The sequence below is a fragment of the Trinickia mobilis genome (genome assembly GCF_017315705.1).
Lineage (GTDB): Bacteria > Pseudomonadota > Gammaproteobacteria > Burkholderiales > Burkholderiaceae > Trinickia_A > Trinickia_A mobilis.
On record NZ_JAFLRF010000075.1, the window covers coordinates 1 to 16,188 of the forward strand.

16 protein-coding genes and 1 pseudogene are annotated in these 16,188 nt (G+C 59.1%); 2 read left to right on the top strand and 15 right to left on the bottom strand.

The window, feature by feature from the left end; genetic code table 11:
* Positions 1 to 45: 45 nt before the first annotated feature.
* From J3489_RS36165 to J3489_RS36225, 13 genes are all read right to left on the bottom strand, one after another.
* Positions 46 to 1,278 (bottom strand): acyl-CoA dehydrogenase family protein, encoded by a 1,233-nt coding sequence (locus tag J3489_RS36165; RefSeq protein WP_207005601.1) that lies wholly within the window; start codon positions 1,276 to 1,278, stop codon positions 46 to 48.
* On the bottom strand, positions 1,262 to 1,639 hold the full coding sequence (locus J3489_RS36170) for a DUF6285 domain-containing protein (protein ID WP_207005602.1): 378 nt from the start codon (positions 1,637 to 1,639) through the stop codon (positions 1,262 to 1,264). Before J3489_RS36170 ends, J3489_RS36165 begins: the two co-directional genes overlap by 17 nt.
* Positions 1,639 to 2,679 (bottom strand): phosphotransferase family protein, encoded by a 1,041-nt coding sequence (locus J3489_RS36175; protein ID WP_207005603.1) that lies wholly within the window; start codon positions 2,677 to 2,679, stop codon positions 1,639 to 1,641. Before J3489_RS36175 ends, J3489_RS36170 begins: the two co-directional genes overlap by 1 nt.
* Positions 2,669 to 3,595 (bottom strand): 4-hydroxy-tetrahydrodipicolinate synthase, encoded by a 927-nt coding sequence (dapA, locus tag J3489_RS36180; protein ID WP_242540582.1) that lies wholly within the window; start codon positions 3,593 to 3,595, stop codon positions 2,669 to 2,671. Before dapA ends, J3489_RS36175 begins: the two co-directional genes overlap by 11 nt.
* A 319-nt stretch (positions 3,596 to 3,914) precedes the next feature.
* Entirely contained in the window at positions 3,915 to 5,222 is a 1,308-nt protein-coding gene (locus J3489_RS36185) for an NAD(P)/FAD-dependent oxidoreductase (protein WP_207005604.1), read from the bottom strand.
* A gap of 74 nt (positions 5,223 to 5,296) precedes the next feature.
* Positions 5,297 to 6,958 (bottom strand): FAD-binding protein, encoded by a 1,662-nt coding sequence (locus tag J3489_RS36190; protein ID WP_207005605.1) that lies wholly within the window; start codon positions 6,956 to 6,958, stop codon positions 5,297 to 5,299.
* A 27-nt stretch (positions 6,959 to 6,985) separates the two neighbouring features.
* Positions 6,986 to 7,759, bottom strand: coding sequence for a maleate cis-trans isomerase family protein (locus J3489_RS36195; protein ID WP_207005606.1), 774 nt, complete (start codon positions 7,757 to 7,759; stop codon positions 6,986 to 6,988).
* Between the two features lie 154 nt (positions 7,760 to 7,913).
* Entirely contained in the window at positions 7,914 to 8,261 is a 348-nt protein-coding gene (locus tag J3489_RS36200) for a RidA family protein (protein WP_207005614.1), read from the bottom strand.
* A 113-nt stretch (positions 8,262 to 8,374) separates the two neighbouring features.
* The gene (locus J3489_RS36205) at positions 8,375 to 9,085 is read right to left on the bottom strand and encodes an ABC transporter ATP-binding protein (RefSeq protein ID WP_207005607.1); all 711 of its coding nucleotides are present in this window, start codon (positions 9,083 to 9,085) and stop codon (positions 8,375 to 8,377) included.
* A complete protein-coding gene (locus J3489_RS36210; RefSeq protein ID WP_242540583.1) occupies positions 9,082 to 9,933 on the bottom strand; it encodes an ABC transporter ATP-binding protein in 852 nt (283 codons plus the stop codon). The genes J3489_RS36205 and J3489_RS36210 overlap by 4 nt, the downstream gene beginning before the upstream one ends.
* Entirely contained in the window at positions 9,930 to 10,955 is a 1,026-nt protein-coding gene (locus J3489_RS36215) for a branched-chain amino acid ABC transporter permease (protein WP_242540584.1), read from the bottom strand. Before J3489_RS36215 ends, J3489_RS36210 begins: the two co-directional genes overlap by 4 nt.
* A 7-nt stretch (positions 10,956 to 10,962) precedes the next feature.
* Positions 10,963 to 11,871, bottom strand: coding sequence for a branched-chain amino acid ABC transporter permease (locus tag J3489_RS36220; protein ID WP_207005608.1), 909 nt, complete (start codon positions 11,869 to 11,871; stop codon positions 10,963 to 10,965).
* 83 nt (positions 11,872 to 11,954) lie between these two features.
* Positions 11,955 to 13,103 (bottom strand): branched-chain amino acid ABC transporter substrate-binding protein, encoded by a 1,149-nt coding sequence (locus tag J3489_RS36225; protein ID WP_207005609.1) that lies wholly within the window; start codon positions 13,101 to 13,103, stop codon positions 11,955 to 11,957.
* A 728-nt stretch (positions 13,104 to 13,831) separates the two neighbouring features.
* Between J3489_RS36225 and J3489_RS36230 the strand changes: the two genes are divergently transcribed.
* On the top strand, positions 13,832 to 14,080 hold the full coding sequence (locus tag J3489_RS36230; protein WP_255555390.1) for an FAD-dependent oxidoreductase: 249 nt from the start codon (positions 13,832 to 13,834) through the stop codon (positions 14,078 to 14,080).
* A 232-nt stretch (positions 14,081 to 14,312) separates the two neighbouring features.
* Positions 14,313 to 15,035 (top strand): GntR family transcriptional regulator, encoded by a 723-nt coding sequence (locus J3489_RS36235; protein ID WP_207005610.1) that lies wholly within the window; start codon positions 14,313 to 14,315, stop codon positions 15,033 to 15,035.
* Between the two features lie 10 nt (positions 15,036 to 15,045).
* On the opposite strand, the pseudogene J3489_RS36240 reads toward J3489_RS36235, so the two are convergent.
* Both J3489_RS36240 and J3489_RS36245 read right to left on the bottom strand, forming a co-directional pair.
* A pseudogene (locus J3489_RS36240) lies at positions 15,046 to 15,183 on the bottom strand (SDR family NAD(P)-dependent oxidoreductase); the annotation flags it as partial.
* Between the two features lie 91 nt (positions 15,184 to 15,274).
* Complete coding sequence (locus J3489_RS36245) at positions 15,275 to 16,054, bottom strand: SDR family oxidoreductase (RefSeq protein ID WP_207005612.1); 780 nt, start codon at positions 16,052 to 16,054, stop codon at positions 15,275 to 15,277.
* Between the last annotated feature and the right edge of the window lie 134 nt (positions 16,055 to 16,188).

Consider the following 16,188-nt stretch of genomic DNA (forward strand, 5'->3'; position numbering starts at 1 on the left):
CGAGCGCATACTTGTCGTCGAGGGTAACTTTACGTAGTGTCACGTTCACTCCTTTGCTCCAGCGTAAGCTCCTGCAGACTGAGTTTTCCAACTCCACATGTCGGTCCCACCCTCGAGCAGTGCGCGCGCAACAACCATCTTGTGCACCTCCGACGCACCGTCCACAAGACGCGCCTGTCGCGCATAGCGGTACATCCATTCGAGCGGCGTATCCTTCGAATATCCTTTCGCACCGTGCAGTTGGATCGCCGTGTCGATCACCTGATGCAAGCTCTCGGACGACGCAATCTTGGCCATCGAGATTTCCGGGCGCGCAAAATCGCCTTGGTCCAGATACCACGCCGCGCGCATGGTAAGCAGTCGCGCAACGTCCAGTTTCATCGCCGCTTCGCCGAGCAGCCACTGCACCCCCTCACGCTCGGCGAGCAACTGACCACCCGTCTTTCGAGTGTTGACGTGCGCGACCGCCAGCTCGAGTGCTCGGCGTGCCATACCGTTCCAGCGCATGCAGTGCGTGAGACGAGCGGTGCCGAGTCGAATCTGGGTGGCCTTGAGGCCGTCGCCGATCCCCATCAGCAGTTGATCGTCAGGAATCTCGAGCCCATCGAACTCGATCTCGCAGTGCCCGCCATGCTCCTCGGGCCCCATGATGGGAATGCGGCGGACGATCCGCCAACCCGGGTCGTTCGCATGAAACAGGAAAGCCGACAGACCCTTGCGAGCATCCGACGATGTCCGTGCGATCACGATGAAGTGGCTGGCTGCTTCGGCTCCGGTGATAAACCATTTGCGGCCGCGGATGACCCACTTGTCGCCGACACGCTCGGCCGTCGTCAGCATCATCGACGGATCAGAACCGGCGCCAGGCGCTGGTTCGGTCATCGCAAACGCGGAGCGAACCTTGCCGTCGATGATCGGCTGCAGCCAACGTTCCTTTTGAGCTGGGGTCGCCACCTTGTTCAGCAAAATCATGTTGCCATCGTCCGGAGCTGCGGAATTGAACACGACGGGGCCGAAAATGGAACGGTTCATCTCCTCGTAGCACACGGCCATTTGCGCAATCGAAAGCCCACCGCCCCCGTGCTCGCGAGGCATCTGCAATGCCCAAAGTCCGCGCGTTCGCGCTTGGGCGCGAAGCTCTGCAAGCAGGACTTCTGCGATGTTTTCATGCTCGTCGTACGAGTTCGCCTTTGCTTCGAGCGGCAGCAGGATTTCATTGACGAAGGTGCGAATTTGCTGGCGCACTTCGCGTGTGGAAGAATCAATGGAAAAATCCATGTCCGTCAGCCTCTCGGGGGGGTTGAGTGAGTTGTTCGACTAAGCGTGGGTTGTCGATCACCAGTTGACGGGCCAGTCGGTCACGCAGATTTGCAATCAACTGCGTGCGCATCGGGCAGCCGGCATCGAATTGACCGGCCCGGATACCTTTGACGATCACGACCTCTCCGAGTAGACCGTCTGTCATGGCAGTCAGCCCGTTTTCCGGAGACGCCCGGAAATGACGCTCGACGATGCGAAGTGCGTTCGCAATCATCAGACAGTCGTATCGTTCCTGCTTCGAGGCGGACGGGATGACAGCCTGAGTCAGCGTACCGTGCGCCTGCGTGAGCAAATCCAGCACCTTTTCGGTGGCATTCATCAACGGATCTCCAGGAGGTTCATCGCTTCAAGCGTCAATCCGGCGACAAGTCGGCCCGACAATGCGAGCTCAAGACTGCGCTGTGCGCCGGACGCATGGCGCTCTTCCTGATGAAGCGCAATCACGGCCCATTTCACCTGAGCCAGCGCTTGCCACTCTCCTAATTCATCCGGTTGGATCTCGCGACCGGTGGCCTGCCGGTACCCCTCAAGGAAGCTTCGAAGCGAACCGATGCCACCGGCGCTCAGGTCCGGCCGGCCGAATCGCCAGCATGGCGCGGTAAACCAGCCGAGGTCTTCCAGCGGATGGCCCCACCCCGAAAATTCCCAGTCGAGAATTGCGCACACACGTCCGTTGTCGACCATATAGTTCCCGGTGCGAAAGTCGCCGTGCGTAAAAACCCCCTCAGTCGCTGCGCACAGCTTCGATTCCAGGTCACGCAGGCACAGTTCCAGCGCCGGGTGGACGTCGGGCAAAGCATCCAGTTGCCCCCGCAGGTGATCGATTGATGCGGACACTGCCGACTCCGGCCTCGGCCCCATCGCCGCGAGCACTGCGTCAGCAGGCGTGCGATGAACAACTCCAATCAACTCGCCCAACTCAAAGGCGAGTGCCTCGCGATCGGACACAGACGCATTCCCTTTGGTGAGCAGGTGACCCGCCGCAACGCCGCTCACGAACTCCAGAATGAAGAATGGTTTGCCGATGACGCTAAGGTCTTCACACAATCCATATGGTCGTGCTACGCGTGCGCCGTGGTCGAACGCCAGTCGATATCTAAGATATTCTTCTGCACGCGTGCAACTGGTCGGAATTGCTGCATCGGCGTCGGTCCGAAGCACAAACGACCGACCGTCGCTCATCTCCAAGCGCCAGTTCTCTTGAATAGCCCCGCCTGACAGACGCGAGGCGCGCGTTACGGCTGAACGGGTAACGTCGTTTCTTGTGAACCATTGGTTGAGCCGTTCGAGTGCACTCGGATTCGGCAGCCCCTCAATCGCGCAATCGCGGGTAGGATCGCTCGAAGGTTCACGCAGCATGTTCGAGTTCTCCCTTGACGCATTGTTCGATGAGTCGACGTGTCGGTTCCCCGGGAATCACCAACGGCAGCCGCAACGTCGCTTCGCATTGTCCAAGCAGGCTAGCTGCGTACTTGACTGGACCCGGACTGGTTTCCGCAAAAAGCGCCCGCGTCAGCGGCTGAAGTTGCACGAACAGCCGGCGAGCGCGTGCAATCTTGCCTTGCTCCATGAGCGAGCACATTTCGACGACTTTCGCGGGCACAACATTGGCCAGAACGGAGATGACACCCCACCCGCCGAGAGCCAGATACGGCAATGACGTGAAGTCGTCTCCACTGTAAAGCGCAAAGCCCGACGGCAGCGCCCTCAGGATCTCCACCGCACGCGCCATGTCGCCGGTAGCGTCCTTCAAACCACGGATGTTCGGATGGTGTGCCAGACGCGCAACCGTCGATGCGGTCATGTCAGTGACCGTACGCCCGGGGACGTTGTAAAGCACGAGCGGAATCCGAACCACATCGGCTTGCGCGGTGAAATGATCGAATAGCCCTTGTTGCGTAGGCTTGACGTAGTAGGGCACGACGCTAAGCAGCGAACTGGCGCCATGGTCTGAAGCGAACCGTGCGAGCTCGACTGCTTCCGACGTCGAGTTTGCGCCGACGCCAGCCATGATATGAATCCTGCCCTCAGCGTACTCGACTGCAGCGGCAATGACTTCGCGGTGCTCGACATGCGAAAGCGTCGAAGACTCCCCGGTCGTGCCGACAACCGCGATAGCCGCAGTCCCGCTTGTGACGTGAAAGTCGATCAGCTTGCGCAACGCTGTCCGATCCAGTCCGCCGTCCTTCGCGAACGGCGTGATCAGCGCCACGATACTGCCGCGCGGCAACCTCGTTTCGTCCGAAAGCGGCAAACGGGTCATTGAATAATCCATGCATCTCTCCTGCGATGTGACTGCCGCGTTGCGAGCGCCTCGGCTAACCCCACGCCATTTATTCTACACAAGTGTCGACACTATGGCGTTGGCGTTTACCCGGGATCCGGACATCACCAAACACACCCAAAGGCGGGCGCAGACGTCTCAATGCTGTGCGAGGGACACGTTCCCAACCCACGAATCAACAAGGCACTACGAGAGGTTGGGTCGACGTCGAGCCCTCTGGCTCTCTAGACCTACGAATCGGGAGCACGCTGCTGGACGGCTCGACAAGGAAGGCGGCAGATTGCCATCGCGAGGGCTCGGTCAATTCCGCCTAGTTTCGGTTGGAAGCTTTCGCCTCGATCCGATCCAGGAAGCGATGCCACGGATGGACAAATCGTGCGACATGGACAGCGAAGTCGTACCCCAAGACTGTCCGCATTGGCGTAACGGGCACCGGCATATCCCGTTCGTCAGCGGCACCAGCGAGCAAGCGCGCAGCTGCAGCTCCCCATACCGTACTCATAGCGACACCGCGACCCGAGTACACCCCAGCAAACAGAAGGCCTGGAGCCAGCTCCATTAAGCGCGGAATACGGTCAGGCACGACCGCAAGCGTGCCCTCCCAATATTCCGCGGCTGCCAGTCCACGCAGCTGTGGGAATGCCGCATGAAATTTGGCCAGAACGGCTTCCTTACCACGCAGGGCGGCGTCGTGCCAAAAGGTGTGCGCACCCACTGCCTCGAGGCGGCCGTCGGAGTCGTATCGGCAAGCGAAAATGTCGCGGCGCGTGTCCGACACGCCCTCGTTTCCTGGTAATACGCTGAGGCGTTGATCCGAGCTGAGCCGCTCGGTTGCGACCTGATATAAGCGCACAGGAATGAGCGACCGTTTCAGGTGCGGCCAGAAATTTCCCGTCAACGCGTTGGTCACCACCAACGCGAACTTTGCACGCAACGCGCCGCGCGGAGACTCGAGCGTCCAGCGATCGCCGTCGCGGAGAATTCGTGTCACCGGTGAATGCTCGTAGATGCTCGCTCCCTCCAAAGCAGCCGCGCGCGCCATGCCGCGGCACAAGGCGTAGGGATTCAAATGCCCAGCTCGGTGCGCTTTCCATCCGCCCGGGTAGGCAGCGCTGCCCATACGCGCCGACAGCGCATCGCGATCAAGCCACTCGACCGGAGCACCGAACGTCTTCCACTCGTCATGGAAAATCCTTCCCCGTTTCAGAGTCGTGGTCGAATGACACGCCTGGATCCATCCGTTGCGTACAGAGTCGCAAGCGATCTCGTACCGGTCGATGAGATCGAACAGATTGGATGGCGCGGTTGCGACCATCGTGTTGTATCGCGTTCCTCTTTCTTTGCCTAGAAGCGCTTCGATTTCCCTGGGACTCTTTAGCGAGTGGTGGGGGATAACCTGACCATTGTTCCTCCCCGACGCCGCTTGTCCGATGCTGTCCTGCTCTAGAAGGCTTACCGAGCCGCCCATTCGGGCAAGCTCGATCGCCGCCGACAGCCCCGAAAGACCACCGCCGATGATGGCGAAATCGCATTCCGCGGGATGGGCAAGCTGAGGATAGTCGAGCGTTTCTTCTTTCGAGATCTTGCGCCAGTGGTGTGGCGGTTGCAGAACGGCCAATCAAATGCTCCTTGTCCTATACGTACCGGAGAAGCCGCCGGCTGCCTTGCTCGATGTCCGTTGCGACCTGGCCGTCAGGCGTGGACCGCCAGTTGCTCCTGCCGAACCTCTTTTTCACTCAAAAGCGCTTCTCCGCAGATGAAGCCCCACGTTAAATTAGGCCCGATAGTCGTGCCGGGACCAACGGCAAGCGTACCAATCGGGTTCGCCATAGAAAGGCCTGCGGCGTAAAGCCCCGGTATGACGCTGTCATCCGCCCGAAGCACTTGACCCGCACTATTAGTCCGGGCCCCGCCCTTTGTACCAAGAATCGACCGGTTAAAGGGCGCGGCGAGATACGGCGGACGGTCGATCGGCCCTAATGCGCTGTTGGGACCTCCAGCCTTGAATTGCTCCCACGCGCTCTCTCCGCGGTGGAAATCAAGATCCCGACCATCCGCGCAGAAATCATTGAACCGCGACACGGTCTCGGCGAGCGCCTCAGCGGGAACTCCGATCTTGGTGGCAAGTTCACGCAAAGTCGACGCTCGCACCATCCAGCTTGGATCCTTGCGTGAATACCACCCGAGCGGAGGCGCGTCCTTCAGGAGCCGGCTGTCCGCGATCACCCACGCCGGCAGATGCTCGGGCCGGCCTGTTTTTCCATCGCGCCGGTCGACGGCAACGCCGATATTGAAGTCATATTCACTGACAAATCGCTTGCCCGATCGATTGACGACAATTGCGTGCTTTTCCGCCTGGAAAATCGTGGGCAGTCCGTGAAGCCTGCCTTCGTAGCGTGTCGGTATGGCGGGATAGACATTGGCCTGGTCCATGTGAGCAAGCGCACCGCCGACGGTTGACACCATTCGATGACCATCGCCTTCGTTGCTACGAGGACTCCCCAGCCAGTCCAGCTTGCCTGGGAAATGTTCGTTCAGCATCTCTCGATTCCACTCGAACCCGCCAGACGCAATGACGACGCCGACATTGGCGCGAAGGCGCTTTCTTGCTCCATTCATATCGGCGACAAGTCCAATGATCCTACCGGTGCAATTGTCCTTGATGAGTTCCACGACCCGAGCGTTCGTCGAAACGCTGCAGCCCTTGTCGAGACACCCCCTAAGCAACCCGATCACAAGTGCACTTCCCTGTGCACGGCTTCGGGACAACACACGCCAGATGAGTCGATGCATGACGCGCAGCGCGGCCCAGACAGGTCGATGATAAAGATCCCCGTCATATACTTCCTGATACGTAAAGAGGTGCGGGAGCGTTGAGGGGCGTATCTTTCCCGAAAAGCTTCCAACAATCCATTTGCTCAGAGGCTTCGGCGAAAGCATGCGGCCGCGCAGCTTTCCTCCGGCCCGCTCCGGCATGATGTCCGGCTCCTGCGTGAGTGCAAAACGTAGTGGCGTCGCTGCCTCGATGAACTCAAGAGCGCGAGGGGCGGCTCGCGCGAACGAGGCCCACAGATCGTCTTCAGTCGCTTGCCAACCCCGGGGAGATGCGGCACGCAGGTAGGTCAACGCATCATCAACGCTGTCCTCGAGTCCAGCAGCGGCGGCATGGTGGTTTGCCGGGATCCAGGTGCCTGCCCCGGACATTGCGCTCGTTCCGCCAATTAGTGCAGTCTTCTCGAGGATCTTGCAACTCAGGCCGCCCGCACTGGCTCTAAGAGCTGCCGAAAGCGCTGCGGAACCAGAGCCTACGAACAGGACGTCAAACGTCTCGTGCCAATTCTGTGATGCACTCATGATAAAAACCTGCTAGATCCCAACGACCTAAACGGTGAAGAGTCGTCCAAACTGGGGAAGCGAATCGTCAACCCCACCGAGTCTGAGCGCGTGCCAAGCCATTGCATGGTTGCTGGACGTTACCGGCTTGCCGAGTTCTCTTTCGATCGCCACCACGTCGTCGGCTAGCCGCAGTGACGTACAGGAGACGAACACGGCCTCGACGTCATCGTGACGGCCGATGCTCAGGATAGCCTGGCGCACCGACGCGGAGTCGATCCGCGCAACCTCGTTATCGTCCGAGTGCTCGAACGATCCCATCCGCACGACATCAATTCCTCGCACAGCGAGATAGTCGCGCATGGACTCATTGATCCTGCGCACATACGGCGTCAACAGGGCGATGCGTCGTGCGCCCAAGGCATTCAACCCAACACGGGCCGCTGTAATCGGGGTTGTGCACGCGGCGTTCGGACGCGCCTCCTTGATCCTTTCGAACACCTTCTCTTCCCCGAGAACCATCGACGCCGATGTGCAACCGAACGCCACCACATCGAGACGCTCGCCCGGACGAATGACCTCAACACCCGGCGCAATCAGACCGTCCATCTGCACGAGCGTTTCCGGCGTGATCTTCGCTGAGTTGGCAATACGGCTCTCATAGAACCCGACGCCGTCAAGCGCAAGAAGCTTTCGCCACTCGTATTCGATCGTATGGTCCGTTGCGAGCACTACGAGGCCAATGGCCGTCCGATGCGAGATACCCTCGTCAAGCGAAAAATCAAGGCGGACGTAGGTGTCTGCAGATTCCGAGGTTTCCATTTGAAGAAGATCCATTCGACGTTATGGTCATCGCGGACTCGATCTGGAGTGCCACGACGAAGTAATGACCAGTTGATGCCGTGTGCTACCGTAATCCGTATTTCATGTTGCTGCCTCTGATTGGCACGCGACGCTGACCAGAGGCACCACAACCTCACACCGCAGCGATCACAGCGATTTCGACCGTGTACTGCGGGAACGCCAGCTTGGATTCAACGCAGGCGCGAGCCGGCGCCTGCCCCTCCGGCACCCATGCGTCCCAGATCTCGTTCATTTCGGAGAACGTCTTGTAGTCCGCGAGCCAGATGCTTGCTGACAGGATCCTGGTCTTGTCCGATCCAATCTGCTCCAGTAGCCGGTCAATTTTTGCCAGAATCTGCGTCGTCTGACCCTTCACGTCCTGATTCGGATCGTCGGCAACCTGCCCAGCCAGGAAGCCGAGTCCGCCATAAACAACGGCCTGGCTCATCCGCTTTCCGCTTTCATAACGCTTGACCTGCATAACCTCTCCTTGATGATAAAAAGCCAACATATAAAGCGTAGAGGCATTATTCATATGTGTCTACACTTTATGAATATTGGACGAAACTTTTCCCCTTTGTGGATCGGTTTCCGTCAGGCGTGGCCCAAATAGGCCGCCTGCATTTCGGGAGATGCCAGAAGCGCTCTCGCCGGCGCTTCGTGCACACACCGGCCAACCTCGAGGACATACCCACGGTCGGCGAGCTTGAGTGCAGTTCGCGCATTCTGCTCAACCAGCAATATCGTTACTCCGGTTTTACGGATCTCGCCAAGCACACGGAAAATCTCACGGATGATGATGGGTGCAAGCCCGAGACTCGGCTCGTCGAGCAGCAGGAGCTTCGGTTTGCTAACGAGTGCGCGGCCGATCGCAACCATTTGCTGCTCGCCCCCCGAGAGGGTGCCGGCTAGTTGAGCTCGTCGTTCGTACAATCGCGGAAAGATGCCGTACACGGCCTCACAACTCTGAGAGATTTCGGCGCTGGGCCGCGTGTATCCGCCCAGCCGCAGATTCTCGGCGACGGTCAGCGTTCCGAAGACGCGCCTCCCTTCAGGGGACTGGCCAATTCCTAGCCTGACAATACTGTCCGCACTGCGCCGGACGATATCCTCACCCTCGAAGAGCAATTTTCCGGACTGCGGTTTGAGAAGCCCGCTCAGCGCGCGCATCAGGGTTGTCTTTCCCGCACCGTTGGCTCCGAGGATGGCGACCACCTCGCCACGCTCGACGTGCAGTGAAATCCCCTTCAGAGCTTCGATCTGCCCGTAACTCACTCGCAGATTCTCAACGGTTAAAAGGCTCATATAGCGACTCCACGCTTTTCCTCGGGCGCTTGCGCCTCGTCATCATCGTCCGGCTGCCCGAGATAAGCTTCGATTACCTGCGGATTAGTTCGGATTTCGGCAGGAGTGCCCTCAGCAATCTTCTTGCCAAAGTTAATTACGACGATGTGGTCGGTAACGTTCATCACGACGTTCATATCGTGTTCGACGAGCAAAATTGCGATCCCGCTATCTCGAATCGCACGGATGGTCGCATTGAGCTCCTCCGACTCCTGATCGTTCAGCCCGGCGGCCGGCTCATCGAGAATGACCAGTTCGGGCTCTGCAATGAGCGTTCTCGCCAGTTCAACTCGACGTTGTGCGCCGTACGGGAGTGAAACCGCCAGTTCGTTAGCCACCGCCGCCAGATCCAGACGCTCCAAAACGGCGTGCGCCCGCTCCAGGAGTTCGCGCTCCTCCTTTTGCTGGGTTGACGTATTCAGAAGACCTTGCCACCAGCGCTGCCGGATCTGACGATGAGCGCCGGCAGCAACGTTCTCGAGAACGGTCATGTCGGAAAAGAGCCGGATCGTCTGAAACGTACGACGGATTCCCATTTCGGCGATACGATAGGGAGGCAAACCCGTAATCTCCTTGCCGCGCCAGCGGATCGCGCCGTCAGTTGGTCGATAGATGCTCGTTATCAGGTTAAATACGGTGGTTTTGCCTGCGCCGTTAGGGCCTATCAGACCAACGACTTCCGAGCGCCGTATCTTGAAGCCGAGACCATCGACAGCTCGAAGTCCGCCGAAGCTGATTCCCACATTTTCCAGCTCAAGCATCGTTTCGCGAGGTTCGACCGACTCCTTTACGCGCTGTTGCGTTGTCATCGTGCAGCCCTCCTCGACGGCCAGATTCCCTGAGGACGCGCAATCATGATCGCGATCATCGCCGCACCGAAGACAAGGTAACGGTACTGCGCAAGACTCGTGAAGACCTGAGGTACGACAAACATCAATGCCGTCCCAAGAAGGACGCCCGGGACGGATGCCTGGCCACCAACCAACACGATTGCAAACAGGGTCACGGAATCTGCAAACTGGAATGACCCGGGACTCACGCCCGAGAGCTGCATTGCGAACAACGAGCCGGCAAAGCCGGCGATGGCGGCGGCCAGCGCGAATGCACCTACCTTATAAATGCGTGGATTCACTCCAACCGTCACGGCTGCCAGTTCGTCACTTTTTAGATACCTGAATGTACGACCAAGCGCCGACCTGTCGAGGTTCCCAACCAGCCACAATACGATCGCAAGTGCTACCCAGTTCATGTAGAAAAGAGCGGACTGACTCCCTAGCACGTAGCCAAACACGGTCGGTGCGCCAACACCAAATATTCCGTCGGGTCCACCCGTCACACCAAACAGATTGTTCTTCAGCGCAAGGACAAAGATCGCATTGAGCCCAAGTGTAACGAGCAACAGGTAGTCGCCACGCAGCTTCGCTATGGGAGCCGACAGCAACGCGCCGAGCAGGGCAGCCGAGCCAATGGCGAGCGGCACTGTGTACAGGATGGGCCAGTTGAACGACACGTTCAGAATGGCCGACACGTATGCCCCGACACCGAAGTACACCGCATGCCCCATGTCATATATCCCAGCGCGGCCCAGTACGACGTCTTGCGAAAGCGCGACAATCGCGTATACGGCAAAGATGCCACCGATGGTCACCCATGATGACGAGAACACAACGGGCAGAAGCAGGCCCGCCAGCCACAACAGGTAACCAATCATGCTTCCGCGTTTTCGTGTCGATGTGAATGACATCGGTCCCGTCTTTTTTGAGTTGGAAGGCTCAAGCCCGTCCGGCTTAACACGATTTGCATCCAGAACTTCACTACTTTGATTCGCCATGATTCCCTCAAACCTTGTTTGCCACGCGTTCGCCGAGCAAGCCAGATGGCCTGACAATAAGAATTGCTATCAGTAAGCCGAAGGTAATCGCGTCCTGCCAAGAGCTGGAGATATAGCCAGCGCCGAAAGCGTTCACCAGCCCGAGGAGCAGACCTCCGAGCATGGCGCCAGGAATGTTCCCGATGCCGCCGAGAATGGCCGCAATGAACGCATTAAGGCCGTACGACCAGCCCATCGTGAAATAGGCCTGGTGATAATAGAGGCCGATAAAGAGGCCACCGACTGCGCCGAGAGCCGGACCGATCACGAATACGGTGCCGATTACCCGGTTAACGTTGATCCCCATCAGCCGTGCGGCATCCTGATCGATTGCGGCAGCCCGAATCGCCGTGCCCAGCCTCGTGTGATTGACGAACAGGTGCAATCCGGCCATCAGCAGAAGAGCACCGAAGATAATGAGGATCTGCACGAAGCTGATGGATGCTCCGCCGATCACCCAGCTTTTCTCAGGCAAGGCACCAGCCGGAAAAACGCTGACATTGGGTCCCCATATCACCATCATCCCGTTTTCGATAAGCATGGACGCCCCGAGCGCCGACACCATCGGGGAGAGCCTGTTCGCCTTGCGAAGCGGCCGGTAAGCGATTCGCTCAAGGAGCGTGCCTGTGATCGAGACCACAATGATCGCGAGAGCAAAGACAACAATCAGCGCAATGATTGCCCCTCCGGGAACATGGCTGAGGAACCCGCTACTCAGCACGGTCAGGCCGACGAATGCACCAAGCGCGCACAGATCTCCATGTGCAAAATTGATCATCTTCATGACGCCGTAGACCATCGTATATCCGAGTGCAATCAGTGCGTAGATGCCCCCGACGGTTAAACCGTTCACGACTTGCTGCCAGATGAAATCCATAATTTCAGACCCGCAAAGATCCACTGCTTATATCCAGAACGCAGACCGCGGGGTTGCCGTCGGTCTGCGCGCAACCGCCTCCCTCACTTGCTCGCGTTTTGCTGGGCAGGATAGATAGTGTGGTAGGTCCCCAACGCGGTAACTTCGAAGGCCACGAACGGACTGCCCACGCGCTCACCCTTGTCATCCCACCCGAACGTGCCCGTGATTCCATTGAACTGCTTCATCTGATGCATGTAGTCCACCAGCTTGGAGGCGTCAGCGCTCTTTGTTGCATCCATTGCGGCAAACACCGCGCGCAAACCGTCCGCGTTTGTAAACGTATAAATGCTAGGCGGAGCTGAATGATATTTAGCTTTGTAGCTGGCCAGAAACTCGCGCGCTTCCGGATACGGCAAGTTTTCAGGTGCCGGGGTGTTGATCATGACTGCGCCTTCGGCTGCCTTGCCGGCGATCTTGGCGAACGCAACGTTCTGGTTGGAATCGCCGCCGACGAAGCTGGCGGGCATGTTTAGTTGAACCATTTGCGAACGGATCAGGCCGCCGTCCGGGTAGTAGCCGGCGAAATACAGGACGTCTGCGCCCTCGGATTTGATCTGTGTAAGGACCGCCGTGTAATCCTGGCTGCCTGCCGTGATGAAACCGCTGGATACGACATTGCCACCCGCCGCTTTCACCGATTTCTGGACGCTGTCGGCAAGGCCACTGGAAAAGCTGGAGTGGTCAGCGAGCACCGCAATGCGCTGGTACTTCTTGGCCTTTACCAGATACTCGGCCGTGAAAACAGCCTCGGCACTGTTGGGCGGCGCATTGCGAAAGAATGTTTTGTAGCCGCGCTGTGTCAACTCATCGCTGCTTGCGTCGGTTGTCTGAATCACGTTGGCGGCGGTGTAGATGGGCGCAGCAGCCAGTGCAGCTCCGCTGGTGTAACTGCCAATCACTGCAACAACACCCTCGTTCACCAGCCGTCGCGCACAGATTGCGGCTTGAGCCGCCTTCCCTTCGTCATCGCAGGTCGTGACTTCGATTTTTCGGCCGAGGATTCCGCCCGCCGCATTGCGCTGTTCAACAAGCAAATTCACAGCGTTCTCGATGCCTTGCCCCTCGCCCGCGTACTCGCCTGTGATAGGCGCCTGAACGCCGATCTTGATCGGGGCCTCGGCCATCGCCGAGCCAGTCGTCACCACCATGAAGGCCGCAAGCGCGGCGAGCCTCGTATGAGTCGCTTTCATTTTCCAGATCTCCTCTCATGCGCGTGATAAGAACGAGTCCCCGTTTTCACGCGCGGTTGCATCACACCCGAACGTAGTCGCTGCAAGCCCCTCGGACGTCAAACAGCTCGCCGTACCACATTGCACCCTGTGTCGAACAGCAGCTCGGCATCTGCAGCCCTGTTTGCACGTCTGAAACCGGACCGATTCAGCGATTCAACAACTTTGAAAATGCACTTCAGCCGACAACAGTGTAGACACTATCAGATCAAAATTGCGAAAAGCAAATGATCGTTTCACCTGATGCGGTACGGATGGACGCTCACGCAACCCCGGCCGGAGCCGCTCATCAGCAAGAGCGAGCAGGAAATAGATCCCAGAGCGTGCTCAAAGCAACGGGTAAACACTGATCCTGCAAACGGGCGACGGCGAGCGGCGACACGGTGATAGAGAGTTCATTGTATTTGCTTTTTGTATTATCTACAGTGATGTATACACTTTGCGGCGTCGATCGACGGGCCCGCGCACGCCATCGAAGGCGGCCGGCTGACGGCCTCGCGACGGAGTGCGCTTGCTTCGCTCTACCGTCGCAGCACAAGACGCGCCTTTCGACATCAGGTGCCGTCGACATGGACTGCTCGATCCTGAGCGGCTCGGCGCTGTCTCGTACAAATGGGGCGCTGCCTGGAACCCCGGAGAACTGACGCACGAGTCACGAACGACTGGCGCAATTGAGATGTGAGGACATCATGAAAGTAATAGTGCTTGGTGGTGGAGTAGTCGGGGTGACAACCGCCTACCAGTTGCAGAAGGATGGTCACGAAGTCGTAGTTGTCGAACGCCAGCCTACTGTCGCCGCCGAAACAAGTTGGGGCAACGCCGGCATGGTCGCTCCGGGGCACTCCTTCGTCTGGTCTTCTCCCAAGGCACACATGACCGGCCTGCGGCCGACGACGCCCAATAACTCGCCAGCGTCAGGCCGATCAGTTTTGACATGACGTTGCGGGTGTGCTGTAAAATACAACATTGCCGACACTTGGAACTGATTCCAAGCGTGCCGCCGAGACTTTCTGGCTCTCCGCAGGACCGATGTTGTCCGGACAGCACGAGCCAATGCAAGTGAGCGAACTGACGCGCGCCTTGAAAGCCCGCAGGCAAGCGTGCCTCAGGCGTGGCGGCCGAACATCGAATGACATGGGTGCCGCTGGCGCCTGGGAAGGATTCTGAGAAATGCCAAAGTACTCCTCATTGATACGGGAGTCGCGACCGCGCGTACGTGAGACCAACGCGCCCAAGCGCGCTGGTCTTACGGTGAACGACCTGTACGAACAATTGAAAACCATGGCTGTCCTCTACACCATCCGGCCGGGTGAGAGAGTCAATGAACTGGAGCTCGCTGAGAAATTCCAGGTGAGCCGCACGCCGCTTCGGGAGGCACTCAATCGGCTTGTTGCTGAAAATCTTCTTCTCTTCGTACCTAATCGCGGGTTCTATGTTCGCGAACTCAATCGGCAGGATATCTTCGATTTGTTCGAACTGCGTCGCAGTATCGAGTCGTCCGCCGTGCAGCTTGCAGTACAGCGCACAGACGACAAGGACGTGAGGGCATTGCGCAAGTTCTGGAAGGACGTGATGAAGAACAAGGCTCACGCACCCGCAGCCGAGTTGGTCACCCGAGACGAGGAGTTTCATGTGCGACTCGTTGCCATGTCGGGCAACAATGAAATGGTGCGTGCACTGTATGGCATCAATGCACGCATTCATTTCGCGCGTTGGGTGGACATCGAGCAACGGGGGCACGATGCTTTCGCCGAGCACCTCGAGATCCTCGATGCTATTGAAGCGCGTGATGCCAAGCGTTGCCGCGAGTTGATGGAGACTCATATCACATGGCGCATGGAGGAAATCGCGAAAGTCGTGGATGCAGGGGTCGTCAAACTCTTCTCCCAGTAGGTTTGCCAATACCCAACTCGATACGCCGACCGCACATTGCGACGGTGCAACCCTGCTCGGCCCGCGTCCGGGCGAAATGCAGCCCGAGGCCGCCGAACGCTCCGGTGACCAATACCACCTTTCCAGCAAGTTCGAATTGAAATGCCATGTCTCATCTCATTGCTGCTGTGACTAAGCGCGACGCCTAGATTAGACGATAAGAGGCGCCGCTCGCAGGCAGTGCGGGCGCCGCGCCGCGCTCAGAAGGTGCCAGGATACGCGCCGCCGTCGATGAGCAGGTTCTGCCCCGTGATGTAGCCGGCGTGCGCGCTGCAAATGTACGCGCACGCCTTGCCGAACTCGGCGGGGTTGCCGAAGCGGCCCGCCGGGATGCCGCTTATGCGCTGGCGGCGCGCCTCGTCGAGGCTGATGCCTCTCGCCTGCGCCTGCGCCGCGAACATCGCCCCCATGCGATCGGTGTCGAAAATGCCCGGGAGCAGGTTGTTGATCGTCACGTTGTGCTCGGCCACCTTGCGCGCGACACCGGCGACGAAGCCCGTGAGCCCCGAGCGCGCGCCGTTCGAGAGCCCGAGCACGTCGATCGGCGCCTTCACGGCCGCGCTCGTGATGTTGACGATGCGGCCGAAGCCGCGCGAGATCATGCCGTCGATCGTCGCCTGGATCAGCGTGATCGGCGTGAGCATGTTGGCCTCGAGCGCGCGGATCCAGTCGTCGTGCGTGTACTTGCGAAAATCGCCCGGCGGCGGGCCGCCCGCATTGTTCACGAGGATGTCGGGCGACGGACATGCGGCAAGCGCCGCCTCGCGCCCTTGCGGCGTGGTGATGTCACACGCGACCGTGCGCACTTTCGCGCCCGTCTTCGCGCGGATATCGGCGGCGGTCGCCTCGAGCGTGTCGGCCGTGCGCGCGAGGATGACGAGCTCGACGCCCTCGGCGGCGAGCGCTTCGGCGCAGCCGCGCCCGAGCCCTTTGCTCGCGGCGCAAACGAGCGCCGTCTTGCCTGCAATGCCCATATTCATGGTGATCTCCAGTCGTTGTGAAGAAGTCGAGCCGCCGCCTTAGGCCACCTGTTTCAATTCAATGACGGCGGGGCGGGAAAGCTGCGCCAAGGCGTTGCTCCATTCGGCATCGACCGACTGGAAATTCCGCTCCT